The organism is Micromonospora sp. WMMD712 (genome assembly GCF_029581295.1).
In the GTDB taxonomy this organism is placed as follows: Bacteria; Actinomycetota; Actinomycetes; order Mycobacteriales; family Micromonosporaceae; genus Micromonospora; species Micromonospora carbonacea.
Map to the genome: position 1 here is coordinate 2,895,001 of NZ_CP120743.1, position 12,623 is coordinate 2,907,623.

12 protein-coding genes and 2 tRNA genes are annotated in these 12,623 nt (G+C 70.4%); 2 read left to right on the forward strand and 12 right to left on the reverse strand.

Annotated features, from left to right (window positions below; all coding sequences use genetic code 11):
• Positions 1-303 precede the first annotated feature (303 nt).
• The gene (locus tag O7633_RS12140; protein WP_074477694.1) at positions 304-531 is read left to right on the forward strand and encodes a hypothetical protein; all 228 of its coding nucleotides are present in this window, start codon (positions 304-306) and stop codon (positions 529-531) included.
• A gap of 17 nt (positions 532-548) precedes the next feature.
• Here O7633_RS12140 and O7633_RS12145 read toward each other — a convergent pair whose 3' ends face one another.
• The 6 genes from O7633_RS12145 to O7633_RS12170 form a co-directional block, all read right to left on the reverse strand.
• Positions 549-1,346 carry a carbon-nitrogen hydrolase family protein gene (locus O7633_RS12145; protein ID WP_282327895.1) on the reverse strand — a complete coding sequence of 266 codons (798 nt, stop codon included), beginning with the start codon at positions 1,344-1,346 and terminating at the stop codon, positions 549-551.
• Between the two features lie 88 nt (positions 1,347-1,434).
• Positions 1,435-2,730, reverse strand: coding sequence for an ATP-dependent Clp protease ATP-binding subunit ClpX (clpX, locus tag O7633_RS12150; protein ID WP_043966350.1), 1,296 nt, complete (start codon positions 2,728-2,730; stop codon positions 1,435-1,437).
• Positions 2,731-2,939: 209 nt separating this feature from the next.
• Positions 2,940-3,602 (reverse strand): ATP-dependent Clp protease proteolytic subunit, encoded by a 663-nt coding sequence (locus tag O7633_RS12155; protein WP_074477690.1) that lies wholly within the window; start codon positions 3,600-3,602, stop codon positions 2,940-2,942.
• A 14-nt stretch (positions 3,603-3,616) separates the two neighbouring features.
• Positions 3,617-4,258, reverse strand: coding sequence for an ATP-dependent Clp protease proteolytic subunit (locus tag O7633_RS12160; RefSeq protein WP_074477688.1), 642 nt, complete (start codon positions 4,256-4,258; stop codon positions 3,617-3,619).
• 171 nt (positions 4,259-4,429) lie between these two features.
• Positions 4,430-5,782 (reverse strand): trigger factor, encoded by a 1,353-nt coding sequence (tig, locus tag O7633_RS12165; protein WP_282327897.1) that lies wholly within the window; start codon positions 5,780-5,782, stop codon positions 4,430-4,432.
• A 144-nt stretch (positions 5,783-5,926) separates the two neighbouring features.
• Positions 5,927-6,000 (reverse strand) — tRNA-Pro (locus O7633_RS12170).
• A gap of 211 nt (positions 6,001-6,211) precedes the next feature.
• On the opposite strand from O7633_RS12170, the gene O7633_RS12175 reads away from it, so the two are divergent.
• Positions 6,212-6,285: transfer RNA gene (locus O7633_RS12175), tRNA-Gly, on the forward strand.
• 53 nt (positions 6,286-6,338) lie between these two features.
• Here the strand turns inward: O7633_RS12175 and O7633_RS12180 are convergent.
• The 6 genes from O7633_RS12180 to O7633_RS12205 all read right to left on the reverse strand — a co-directional run bounded on the left by O7633_RS12180 (position 6,339) and on the right by O7633_RS12205 (position 12,522).
• Complete coding sequence (locus tag O7633_RS12180) at positions 6,339-7,598, reverse strand: site-specific integrase (RefSeq protein ID WP_282327898.1); 1,260 nt, start codon at positions 7,596-7,598, stop codon at positions 6,339-6,341.
• Positions 7,599-7,633: 35 nt separating this feature from the next.
• A complete protein-coding gene (locus O7633_RS12185; protein WP_018831717.1) occupies positions 7,634-7,852 on the reverse strand; it encodes a helix-turn-helix domain-containing protein in 219 nt (72 codons plus the stop codon).
• 21 nt (positions 7,853-7,873) lie between these two features.
• Positions 7,874-9,664, reverse strand: coding sequence for a replication initiator (locus tag O7633_RS12190; RefSeq protein ID WP_282327899.1), 1,791 nt, complete (start codon positions 9,662-9,664; stop codon positions 7,874-7,876).
• Entirely contained in the window at positions 9,661-10,284 is a 624-nt protein-coding gene (locus O7633_RS12195) for a DUF2637 domain-containing protein (RefSeq protein WP_282327900.1), read from the reverse strand. Before O7633_RS12195 ends, O7633_RS12190 begins: the two co-directional genes overlap by 4 nt.
• Entirely contained in the window at positions 10,281-11,663 is a 1,383-nt protein-coding gene (locus O7633_RS12200; RefSeq protein ID WP_282327901.1) for an FtsK/SpoIIIE domain-containing protein, read from the reverse strand. Before O7633_RS12200 ends, O7633_RS12195 begins: the two co-directional genes overlap by 4 nt.
• Before the next feature lie 430 nt (positions 11,664-12,093).
• A complete protein-coding gene (locus tag O7633_RS12205) occupies positions 12,094-12,522 on the reverse strand; it encodes a hypothetical protein (RefSeq protein WP_282327902.1) in 429 nt (142 codons plus the stop codon).
• Between the last annotated feature and the right edge of the window lie 101 nt (positions 12,523-12,623).

Genomic DNA, 12,623 nt, shown 5'->3' on the forward strand with positions numbered 1-12,623 from the left:
CGGCCGATCGCCGCTTCGCGGCCATCCGCCCGGCTCCTGCCGGCTTCAGCACTCTACCCGGTCGGCTTCGCGATCGCAACTCCGTCTCACCGGAGTTGCCCCGCACCGCCCGGACCAGCCCCGCCTGGCGTCTCCGCCGCGAGCCTGTGCCCGCTCTCAGCCGGTTTGTCCGGCCTCCCGCGTGCAGAGAGAAAGTTACGCGTACGCCCCCGGGAAGGCAAATCAACGTCTGTCACTGCCTGTAGGAAGACTGCCCCGTCCACCCGGGCCGAATGTGCGCCTGGGCGTGTCAGAGTGTCTGGCATGGATGACACCCCCGCCCGCCCGGTGCAACCGCTCGCCGAGGAAGCCCTGCTCGGACTGCTGCTGCCGTTCTGGCAACTGGTCATCGGCGCCGTGGTGGTGGCCGTCATCCTGCTCTCCGTGGGCCGGCTGGCGAGGCGCGGGCGCTCCCGGATGTCCGCCGCGCTGCTCATCACGGCCACCGCCATCGCGGGCCTCACCGTGCTCGGGGTCCTCCTCCAGAGCTGAGCCGCGGCCCGGAGGCGTCAGAGCCGACGGTTCGCCAGGCTGGGCAGCTCCGTGCGGATGGTCCGCAGCCGATCCAGGTCCAGGTCCACCACGGTGAGACCGGTGCCGTCGGGCACCTGGCCGAGGACCGTCCCCCACGGGTCGACGACCATGCTCCGGCCGAAGCAGGTGCGCCCCGGCTCGTGGTCGCCGGTCTGCCCGGCGGCGGCCACGAAACACTGGTTCTCGATGGCCCGCGCCCGCAGCAGGACCTCCCAGTGGTCACGCCCGGTGTGCACCATGAACGCGGCCGGCACCACCAACAGCGTGGCGCCCTCGTCCGCGGCCAGGTGCCGGTACAGCTCCGGGAACCGGAGGTCATAGCAGATCGACAGGCCGACCCGGACCCCCTCGACGTCGACCACCACCGGCTTCTCCCCCGGGGCCACCGTCGCCGACTCCAGGTATGACACCCGGCCGGGAATCTCCACGTCGTACAGGTGGATCTTGCGGTATGTCCCGGCGAGCGCGCCTCTGCGGTCGAAGAGCAACGACGTGTTCCAGGTGTGGTCCCGGTCCGGGCCCGCCTCGTGGAACGACCCGGCGTGCACCCAGATGCCGAGCCGGCGGGCGACGTCGGCGAAGAACCGACCCACGGTGCCGTCGACGGGCTCGGGCGCCGGCATCCCGGCTGCCGTGCCGAGATAGTCGACATACTCCGGGAGGACCGCCAGGTCCGCGCCGGCCGCTGCGGCGCGGACCAACAACGCCTCCGCGGCCGCGAGGTTGGCGGCCCGGTCGTCGCGGGAGTTCAGCTGGCAGACGGCGACGCGCATGACCCTCAGCGTACGGCTGGTGGGGCCCCCGCGACAGCCTCCACCGCCGGCGGAGGGGTCGTGGACCCCTCCCCACCGGGCGGAGGGGTCAGGCGGACTTCTCCTCGCGGTCCCGGCGGGCCCGGCGGCCGGTGAACTCGCGCGGCACGATCGTCGGGTTGACGTTCTCCAGGACCACCTCGCGGGTGATCAGGACCCGGGCGGCGTCGGGGTTGCTCGGCACCTCGTACATCACGGAGAGCAGGACCTCCTCCATGATGGCGCGCAGGCCCCGGGCACCCGTGCCGCGCAGCATCGCCTGGTCGGCGATGGCCTCCAGGGCCGGGGGCTCGAACTCCAACTCCACGCCGTCGAGCTCGAAGAGGCGCTGGTATTGCTTCACGAGGGCGTTGCGCGGCTCGGTGAGGATCCGCACGAGGGCGGACCGGTCGAGGCTGCGGACGTTGGTGATCACCGGAAGCCGGCCGATGAACTCGGGGATCAGGCCGAACTTCAGCATGTCCTCTGGCATGACCTGGCTGAAGATGTCGTCGGTCGACCGCTCGGAGACCGAGCGGAGCCGCGCGCCGAAGCCCGTCCCGCCGTGGCCCGTACGGGCCTCGATGATCTGGTCGAGGCCGGCGAAGGCGCCACCGCAGATGAACAGCACGTTGGTGGTGTCGATCTGGATGAACTCCTGGTGCGGGTGCTTGCGCCCGCCCTGCGGCGGCACGTTGGCCACCGTGCCTTCGAGCATCTTCAGCAGCGCCTGCTGGACGCCCTCGCCGGAGACGTCCCGGGTGATCGACGGATTCTCCGACTTGCGGGCGATCTTGTCGACCTCGTCGATGTAGATGATGCCGGTCTCGGCCCGCTTGATGTCGTAGTCCGCGGCCTGGATCAGCTTGAGGAGGATGTTCTCCACGTCCTCGCCCACGTAGCCCGCCTCGGTGAGGGCGGTGGCGTCCGCGATCGCGAAGGGGACGTTCAGCATCCGGGCGAGGGTCTGCGCGAGGTGGGTCTTGCCGCACCCGGTCGGCCCGAGCAGCAGGATGTTGGACTTGGCCAGCTCGACGGCGTCGCTGCCGGAACCCGGCGCGCCGGCCGCCTCTGCCTGGATCCGCTTGTAGTGGTTGTAGACGGCGACCGCGAGGGCCTTCTTGGCCTGGTCCTGGCCGACCACGTAGTTGTCGAGGAACTGGCAGATCTCCATCGGCTTGGGAAGCTCTTCCCACTTCACCTCGCCGGACTCGGCCAGCTCCTCCTCGATGATCTCGTTGCAGAGATCGATGCACTCGTCGCAGATGTAGACCCCGGGCCCCGCGATGAGCTTTTTAACCTGCTTCTGCGACTTGCCGCAGAAGGAGCATTTGAGTAGGTCGCCGCCGTCACCGATCCGTGCCACCTACGTTCTCCCTGCACTCATCGGCCGGTGCACCGGCCATGACCTGCGGACGCTGCGCTCCGTCCGTCTCCGTTCGCTCGCCGGACCGTCCCGACGCAGCGGTACGGGCCCGACGTTACCCGCTGGCGGGGGTTTCTCCGACCCCCAAATCGGGCGTGTCAGAGGTCGGCCGGCGACACGCCCGGCCGACCTCCGACCCCATGCTCGTCTCAGCTGGCCGCGTTGGCGGCGAGCAGCCCCTTCTTGCGGCTGGTGAGGATCGTGTCGACCAGCCCGTACTCGCGGGACTCCTCGGCCGTCATGATCTTGTCCCGGTCGATGTCCTTGCGGACCTTCTCCACCGGCTGGTTGCAGTGCCGGGAGAGCATCTCCTCCAGCTGCGTCCGCATCCGCATGATCTCCCGGGCCTGGATCTCGATGTCCGAGCCCTGCCCGTAGCCGCCCTCGGTGGCCGGCTGGTGGATGATGATCCGCGAGTTCGGCAGCGCCATCCGCTTGCCCGGCGTGCCGGCGGCGAGCAGCACCGCGGCCGCGCTGGCGGCCTGCCCCAGGCAGACGGTGGAGATGTCCGGCCGGACGTACTGCATCGTGTCGTAGATCGCCGTCATCGCGGTGAACGAGCCACCCGGCGAGTTGATGTACATGATGATGTCGCGGTCGGGGTCGGTGCCCTCGAGCGTCAGCAACTGCGCCATCACGTCGTTGGCGGACGCGTCGTCCACCTGGACGCCGAGGAAGATGATCCGGTCTTCGAAGAGCTTGTTGTACGGGTTGGACTCCTTCACCCCGTACGACGTGCGCTCGACGAAGGACGGCAGGACGTAGCGGTTGTGCACGGCCGCGAACTGGGGCGGCAGGCTCAGGTCGGTCATCGTCAGCTCCTCGGTCAGCTCAGGGTCCCGGCGCCTTCCGGAACCTGCGCGGCTCCGGTGATCACCTTGTCGATGAAGCCGTAGTCCATGGCCTCCTGGGCGGTGAACCAGCGGTCGCGGTCCGAGTCCGCCTCGATCTGGGCCTGGGTCTGGCCGGTGTGGAAGGCCACCCGCTCCTGGAACATCCGCTTCGTGTAGAGCATCTGCTCCGCCTGGATGGCGATGTCCGACGCGGTGCCGCCCATGCCGCCGGACGGCTGGTGCATCATGATCCGCGCGTGGGGCAGGGCGTAGCGCTTGCCCTTGGTGCCCGCGCAGAGCAGCAGCTGCCCCATGGAGGCGGCCATGCCCATCGCCACCGTGGAGACGTCGTTGTCGATGTACTGCATCGTGTCGTAGATCGCCATGCCCGAGTAGACCGAGCCCCCGGGCGAGTTGATCCAGAGGAAGATGTCCCGGTCCGGGTCCTCCGCCGCGAGCAGCAGCAGCTGCGCGCAGATGCGGTTGGCCACCTGGTCGTTCACCTCGCTGCCGAGGAAGATGATGCGTTCCCTGAGCAACCGGTTGTAGACCGAGTCGTCGAGGTTGCCAATGTTCTCGCCACCGCGGGCATCGATCGCCCGGAGCGGCTTCGCTGGGATGTGCATGTCGGTCATGGCAGCCCTTCGCTCTCCGTACCGTCCTACCCGACACTAACCGCTCGCCCGGGCGGCAGAGTCCCGGTCGGGGCGCTTTTCGCTCTCAGCGCAGCCCCTCCGGGACGTACCCGGAAAAGGGCTCGGGCCGCCGCCCACCGCAACCGGTGGACGGCGGCCGCACCCGAGATGTCAGTGGTCGTGGTCGTGGTCGTGGGCCTCTTCGCTCTCGGCGCGGATGGCGTCGAGGCTCACCTCGTTGCCCGCCGTGTCCTTGATCTTGATGCGCTCCATCACCGAGGCCAGCGCCTTGCCGCGCCGCACGTCGCCGAAGACGGCCGCCGCGCTGCCCGAGCGGACCAGCTGGTCGTAGTACTGCTGCGGGGGCATCCCGGCGCGCTGCGCGCGGTGGACGATCTCGTGGCCGAACTCGTCGTCGGAGACCTGGATCTCCTCGGCGTCCGCCAGGGTGTCCAGCAGCAGCTGGATCTTGACGCCGTCGGTCGCCGCCTCGTTGAGCTCGGCGTCGATCTGCTCCTCGGTCTTCTCCTCGGCCGCGAGGTATTCCTCCAGGGATGCGCCGATCCGCTCCAGCTGGTCGATCATGGCCTGCTTGCGGCCCTCGACCTCCTCGCGGACGACGCCCTCCGGCGCCGGCACCCCGGCGGCCTCGACGAGCTGCTCCAGGGCCTTGTCCCGGGCGGCGTAGATCTGCTCGACCCGCTTGCCCCGGGTGACCCGCTCGCGCACGTCGGCGCGCAGCTCGTCGATGGTGTCGAACTCGCTCGCCATCTGGGCGAAGTCGTCGTCCAGCTCCGGCAGCTCCTTCTCCTTGACCGTGCGCACGGTCACCGCCACCTCGGCGTCCCGGCCGGCGAAGTCGCCGCCGACGAGCTGGGTGGTGAAGGTGGTGCTCTCGCCGGCGGCGAGGCCGACGAGGGCCTCGTCCAGCCCCGGCAGGAGCTGCTTGCTGCCGACCTCGTGGGAGATGTTGGTCGCCGAGCCGCCCGGCACGTCCTCGCCGTCGACCGTGGCGTTCAGGTCGATCTGCACGTAGTCGCCCTCGGCGGCGGCCCGCTCGACGGTCTTCAGGGTGGCGAACCGCTCGCGCAGGTTCTTCACCTGCTCCTCGATCTCGCTGTCGTCGATCTGGAGCTCGTCGACGGTGACCTCGATCGAGTCGAGCTCCGGCAGGGTGATCTCGGGCCGGACGTCCACCTCGGCGGTGAAGTTGAGGGAGTCGCCGTCGTTGAACTCGGTGATCTCGACCTCGGGGCGACCGAGGGTCTTCAGGTCGTGCTCGCGGACCGCGGCGAGGATGTTCTGCGGGATGGCCTCCTGCACCGCCTCGTTGAGGACGGTGCCCCGGCCCACCCGCTGGTCGATCACGGCGGCCGGCACCTTGCCCCGCCGGAAGCCGGGCACCTGCACCTGCGAACCGATCTCCCGGTACGCCTTCTTGAGGCTCGGCTCGAGCTCGACGAACGGCACCTCGATGGCGAGCCGCACGCGCGTCGGGCTCAGAGTCTCGACGGTGCTCTTCACAGGCGTACTCCTTGACGGATCTCAGTTGAGTCTGGGCGTGATTCAGCCCATCGAGTGTAGGCGAGCCTGAACGGCCCCTCGGCAGCGCCCGGGACACCAGGCGGGAACCGGCGGCTCCCGGGGCGCCCCGGCCGCGGACGACAGTCGGGGTGGCGGGATTTGAACCCACGGCCCCTCGCTCCCAAAGCGAGTGCGCTACCAAGCTGCGCCACACCCCGTGGCGACGAGAAGTGTATGCCGTCGAGGCGCGGCAGGGGTGCCGGGGCCGCCGTTGGGCCGGCCCGCCATGTCGGCGACATGGCGGTTTCCAGGGGTGCGGACACCGCCACCTCCCCGGCATGACGTGGATCATGGGCACGCGCGGACAGGATGCGCGCCGCACCCGGGCACCGGGTAGGCTGTCGGCGCACCCCGTGCACCGGGGCGCACGCGGGCGTAGCTCAATGGCAGAGCTTCAGTCTTCCAAACTGACGGTGCGGGTTCGATTCCCGTCGCCCGCTCCACACCCTCCGGCCCAGGTCAGCGGCACCCTCGCCGAGCCTGGGCCGTTCTCGTTCTAGCCCTTACTGATCTTGCGTGCCATTGGCGTGCCAGTAGCGCCGGCCGTGCCGTCCGAGGCCCGTCCGCGTGCCGGTCGCTCGGCCTTCCCGCCCTTGGCCGGCTTTTGCTTCGCCGGCTTGTCGCCGCCCTTCGCCTTGCCCTTCGTCGACTTGGCCTTGCCCGGTGCCGCCGCCCGCTTCGCCTGCTTGGCGATACGTCGGTCCATGCCGGCCGCGATCTCCCGATCCCGCTCGCTGTTCGCGTGCTGGTAGACCAGCGCCGCCCGCATGCTCGCGTGGCCCATCCGGTGCATCAGGTCCCGCGTGCTGGCCCCGGTCGCCGCCGCCAGGTTGTTGCCCGTGTGCCGCAGGTCGTGGAAGTGGAACCCCTCCGGCATGCCGGCCGCCCGCAGCGCCGCCGCCCAGCCGACCGCCCGACGGAAGTTGCCGGAACGCAGCACCGCGCCCTTGTCCCCCGTGAAGACCAGCGCCTCCGGCCCCTCCCCCACGTACGCGGCCAGGTGCGCGGCGAGCGCCGACCGGGCCGCCGCCGGCAGGGTCACCGTACGGTTGCCCGCCTCCGACTTCGGCGGCCCGAACTCCATCCGGTTACGCAGCGCCGCCAGCTTGCGCGGGACGCGGACCGTGCCGGCCGTGAGATCGATGTCCGAGCACCGCAGCGCCGCCAGCTCACCCCAGCGCAGCCCGGAGAACGCGGCGACGATCACCAACGCCGCGAACCGGGGCGGCATCCGCTCGGCGAGCGCGAGCACCTGGGCGACGGTCGCCACCGGCCGCTCCGGCGTGTGGTAGCGGTCATAGCCCGGGATGCGGCACGGGTTCTGCCGAATCAGCTCGTCTTCCTTCACGGCGGTGTTGAGGATCGCCCGCAGCAGTGAGTACGCCTTCACCGCCTGCGGTTCCGTCGTGCCCCCGTCGAGCAGGTTCCTACGCCAGGTGCGGATGGTCTGCGGCTTGATCGCGCCCAGGGCGAGCGCGCCGAGGTGGGGGCCGATGTACAGCCGGAACAAGTCCTCGTAGTTCTCGCGGGTGCGCGGCTGGAGCTTCCGCTCGGCGATCCACTTCCGGCCGTACCCGTCGAGCTTGATCTCCCCCGCCTCTGGGGCCGACCACTCCCCCTTGATGATCTCCGACTCCACGACGGTCAGCCACATGGCCGCCTGGCGCTCGGTCTCGAAGGTGTGCGGTGCCTTCCGCTCCAGCCCGTCCGGGCCGACGTACCGCGCCTGGTACCGCCCCGAGGGGAGACGACGCACATTGCCAAAACGCCGCCGGCCCTTGCTCGCCGCCATCAGGCCACCTCCCCCAGGTAGTCACGCAGGTGCGCCCGAGTCATCGGCACGACCCGGTTGCTGTCGATGTAGGCAGCGACGGCCGACGCCTCGAAGCGCACCAGGCGGCCGACCTTGACGAAGGCGATCCGTCGTTCGGCGACCAGCCGGCGGACGAATCGCGGCGTTGCCTTGAGGCGAGCGGCGACCTCGTCAGCGGTCAACAGCTCGTCATTCATGCGGTTGCTCCTCCCAGGGGTTCAGGCCGCGAGCGCGGCGGGTTGATCGGTTGCCGGAACAGCAGCGCCTGTTCGCAGGCGCGCGGTGTCGAGGTCTGCGCGCCAGCGGATGCGTGCGGATATCGCGCGCAGGAGGCGGTGTTCCAGGGGCGGTACGTCGGGGTCTTCGGGTCGGGCGAGTTCGAACCGGTATCGCTTTGACCCGTCCGCGTCGTCGGCGGCCTGGTCGTGTTCTTCGGTGTCGGCCATGCCTCCGGCGAGGATGGCGCGTACCCAGGCGCGGTTGTCTGCGCGGTGGTCGGCGAGGGTCTTGCCGGACCATTGGCGGGAGACGAGGACGCGGCGGCCGGTGAAGCCGAGGGTGGAGCGTTGGTGGACCTTCCCGGTGCAGCGGCCGGGGGTCAAGCCTGCCTTGACGCCGTCGGGTTGGACGCCGTAGAGCAGCCAGTTGGCGCAGGTTGGGGAGCACGGCAGGGTCGACAGTTCCGCGTGTAGCCGGTCGAAGTGTGCCTTTTGCGCGTCGGATCGGGGCTTGGCCTGGTCGGTGAGGTCTTTCGTGACGTACTTCGTCACGTAGCGGATGGAGCGTTCGGCATCCTTGGTGCCCTGCTCGATGCCGCGGGCGTCGATGCGCCCCAGTCGCGCGACGTACGCGGGTCGGCTGTCGGGTTCTTCCAGGGCGTCGAGGGCTTCGCCCCAGGTGGGTAGCGGTTCGCGCGTCTTGGGGTCGACGTACGCCTGTCGGTCGACGTCCCACACCGGCGGCTTCTCTACCGGGTAGGCCAGCTCGTCGAAGGGTGGCCACCACACTTGGTGGTAGGTGGCGGCGGCGATCTGCTTGAGCAGTCGGCGCGGGAGGGTGCCCCGGATGGCGAAGTGCGCGTGTGGGGCGAGCCGTCGTTGTAGCTCTACCGCGCCCGCGTATTGGACGTTCCAGCCGGCGGCGCGGCGGACGTTCTGCCACCACCGGTCGAGGACGCGGGCGAAGTGGATCGCGTCCAGGGCGGCACGCCGGTAGTCGTATCCGGCGGGGTCGACGGGGGTGCCGAGGACGTCGTCATGGGGGCTGTGCCGCTGGCCGCATTCGCACGGGGCGACGTAGGCGCCCCGGCGTAGGTGGGAGTGGACGGGGCCGTGTGAGCCGAGGGTCAGCGTGATCAGCATCGACGGCCGGTAGGTCTTGCCTGCCCTGCCGGGGTAGGCGCGGCCGACGGTGCGCGGGTCGACGGGCAGCCGGGGCAGGTCGGGGGTGTCCTGCCGCCGCCGGGTGGACCGCTTGCGGCGGGGCCGCTCGTCGCGGTCCTTCGGGGTGAGGTGCCCGCGCAGGCTGGTTTCGCCGAGCGCTTCGTCCATCTCGGCGATGGCGGCGTCGATCTCGGCCACCTGGGCGGCCCGCTCGTCCGGGGTCATCGGCTGGTACTGGGCGGCTTCGCGTTCGAACTCCAGATGCGCCCGGACCCGCACGAGGGCGAGCACGTCTTCACCGGGCTTGTCGGGGCGGATGGCGGGTTCGTCGGCGAGGTGCCAGCCTTCCCGGATCTGCTGGATGCGCAGCCGCCGACCCCGTTCGGCGCACGGCTTGCACTTCGCCGCCAGGGTGGCTCCGCAGGGGACTTCGACGACCTCGGTGAGTCCGGTGGTGGTGTCGGTGCGGCGTAGGGCGAGGGGCCGGACGCAGACGCCGTGTTGCTCGGCGAGCTGCTTGAGCGCGTCCTTCGCGAGGGGCTTACGCATCCGGTCGGCCCGCGACCCCGGCCGCGGCTGCTGCACCTCGGCCGGCGTCGCGGCGGGTAGGAGTTGCTGTTGGCTCACTGGTCACGCTCCGCGCCGTACGGCATGCCGTTGCGGGGTGCGAACGCCGCCGCAGGGACGGGCACCAGCCCCGGCCGCTGCACCGGTACTGCCGGCGGTGGGACCGGTTCGGCGGTCGCCGCCTGGTCGTCGTCGACGAGGCGTAGGGACGGCCGGTCCTCAGTGCCGGTTTCGGCGGGTGACCACTGGCTCCAGTCAGCGGCGTCGGTCGGCTGGTCAACGCGCGGCACCGCTGTCGGGGCTACCGAGAAGACGAGCTTGGACAGGCCGAGGAACGCCAGCGCGGGAACGGCCGACAGCAACCAGCCCGAGAGACTCGGCTCCGCCACCGCCAGTTGCGCGGCGAGGGACAGGGCGACGGCGCAGACGAGCAGGAACAGCGGGTACCCGACCGGGCCGCCCGTGCGACGACGCCGCCGGATGGTCAACAGCGCTGCCAGGGGTAGGAGTTCGGAGATGGCGGCGTTGGCCCAGCCGAACCAGTCGCCGGTACCGGTGGGGGAGTTGGCCATGGTCCAGTCGTGGACGTGGGTGAACGACGCCGCGCCGGCCAGTCCGCCCACGGTGAGGACGATGAGCACCAGGACCAGGCCCTCCACCCGGTCTGCGTTGGTCTTCACGGGTTCACCCCCTGATCGGTGTCGGTGTCGGTGGGGTGGCGGTAGTCGTGGCCGAGTTGCCGGATGTCGTCGTCGGTGAGGTAGGCGAAGCGGACCCGGACCGGTTCGCGGACGCCGTCGAGGACCACGAACCCCACCCCCGGTGCGGATTCGGGGATGCGGTCGCAGAGGGCGCCCCGGTCGCGGGCGGCGTCGCCGAGGACCATGTCCACCTGCTCGGGTTCGGTCAGGCGCAGGCCGATGCGGGTGGGGAACAGGTCGCGGAACGGCAGCACGTCCTTACGTGGATCCTGCAACGCGGCGACCACGTGCACGCCGACCGCCCGGCCCTGGGACAGCAGGAGGCCGAGGGCTTCCTTGATCCGGTCGCGGACCTTCCGATCGGTGATGTACGCCGTCAACGCCGCCAGCTCATCGACGACCAGAACAAGCAACGGATCCTCCGGGGTCGGCACGTGCTGACGGGTCACCCCGCGCAGCCGGGCCGCCCGCACCCGCATCCGCTTCACGGCTTCTTCCAGGACGCCGGCCATGCTGTCGGGGTCGTCGTAGGCGAACCGGGCGAACAGCGGCACCCCCGCCGCCAACTCCATCCCGCCCTTCGGATCGAACGCCCACACCTCCACCAGGCCCGACCGGATACCGGCGGCCAAGGAGCGGATCAGCGACCACAACACCGACCCCTTGCCCGAGCCCGTCGCCCCCGCGATCAACACATGCGACCCCGACAGCCGCAGCCGATAGGTGCGGCCGTCCTCGTCGACGCCGAGGGCCAGCCCGCCGAAGTCCGGCACCTCAGCCACCGGCAGCGGCCCGACGACCTCGGCGAGGGGGTCACGGCGCACGAGGCGCAGCACCACCCGATCCGGGCGGTTAGTGGAGCGTGCCTGGCCCTGACGGAGGCGGAAGGCGTAGGCGAGGCGTTCCGCGGCCTGCCCCCAGTCATCCGGGATCTGCCCCGGCAACAACCGGACGGTCAACTCATCGCCGTAACGGTCACAGCGGACCTTGAGCAGTTGCGGCACGTACCGGTCACCGGCGAACGCCGTTGCCAGGTCACAGGTGGCCATCACCGACGCCCACCGCCGCCGATAGATCACCAGGGTGCGGATGCGGGCGAGGAGCGGGTACCAGCCGAAGCGCAGCCACGACGACGGATGCCACCGCCACCAGCCCACACAGCCGACCGCGACGGCCAGGGCGACGCCGGCCAGGACCAGGCCCCCGAACTCCGCCCGGATCCACAGCGCGAGCGCGGCCGGGGCGGTGAGCCACCAGTAGCGGACGGCGAGGACGGTGAGGCGGAACAGGCCCCGGGCGAGCCACCAGAACACCAGCAGCCAACCCGGAACCCGCCACGCCGGAAGACGCACGTTCATCGGCGCCATAGGGATCTTGTCCCCCGGGATGACGTTGATCAGAGGCACAGGTCACCACCCCGACCCGGACGCGCCAACGTCGACACACACGAACGGCACGACATGCGGCGCAGGTCGAACCGACGCGGCTTCACCCACCGGCAGCACCAGGGGCAGCGGATCGCGCACACCCGCCCCGAGGCCGGCGGCAACCGCAACACCGACCGCAGGACCGCTTCGGTCTCCCGGTAGGCGTGCCGCAGACCCGCCAACCGGAGACGGGTGAGGATGAGGGCCGCGCCGACGAGCAGGGGCACAACAACTGTCAGGGCAGGGGGAACTACGGTGGGCATCACGCCCTCCTTCACCAGATGAGGGATGGGGAGAGCGCGGGACGGGTCGGGACTCTTGGCGGGGAAACGACCCGCCCCGCGCGCACGATCAGGTGCGGTCAGGCCGCCACCGAGCCGGGAAGCGTCGACGCCGGACGGATCGCCGTCGCCCGCAGCGAGTACGCCATGCGGGAACGGCAGTCACCCGACGAGCGGCCCGGCTTGCACCGCTGCGAGTCGACGTAGGGGGTGAGGGTCAGACCCTCGAACTCCACCGCCGGCGGATACCCCGGCACCATCGACGGCGGCGGCACCGGCTGCTGTGACGCGACCACCTTGACCTTCACCTCGGTCGACCGGCCGAACTTCCCCGCCTCCGGGTCCAGGTCCATCACGCGGACCACCCAGACCCGTTCCCCGGTGTCCTTGTCCCGCGCCTGGTTGTCCGCCTCACCCCGCCGCTCGAAGTCGATCTGCGGCGACACACCCAGGCAGAGCGCCCCGGCGGGAAAGACGTACTCGGACGGGACCGGCACCTTCAACGTCATCGGAACCACGTGGACAGCCTCCTAGCCTTACCAGTCGTCTTCCTGACAACCGGTTGATCTAACAAGCTACGTCAGCTTGTAAGCACAAGCAAGGTCGAATG

Excerpts from the sequence above, each read along its gene's own strand:
- O7633_RS12155 (WP_074477690.1), bottom strand. The coding sequence starts at position 3,602 with ATGACCGACCTGAGCCTGCCGCCCCAGTTCGCGGCCGTGCACAACCGC.
- O7633_RS12140 (WP_074477694.1), top strand. The coding sequence starts at position 304 with ATGGATGACACCCCCGCCCGCCCGGTGCAACCGCTCGCCGAGGAAGCC.
- O7633_RS12145 (WP_282327895.1), bottom strand. The coding sequence starts at position 1,346 with ATGCGCGTCGCCGTCTGCCAGCTGAACTCCCGCGACGACCGGGCCGCC.
- O7633_RS12160 (WP_074477688.1), bottom strand. The coding sequence starts at position 4,258 with ATGACCGACATGCACATCCCAGCGAAGCCGCTCCGGGCGATCGATGCC.
- O7633_RS12185 (WP_018831717.1), bottom strand. The coding sequence starts at position 7,852 with ATGAATGACGAGCTGTTGACCGCTGACGAGGTCGCCGCTCGCCTCAAG.
- O7633_RS12200 (WP_282327901.1), bottom strand. The coding sequence starts at position 11,663 with ATGAACGTGCGTCTTCCGGCGTGGCGGGTTCCGGGTTGGCTGCTGGTG.
- O7633_RS12205 (WP_282327902.1), bottom strand. The coding sequence starts at position 12,522 with ATGACGTTGAAGGTGCCGGTCCCGTCCGAGTACGTCTTTCCCGCCGGG.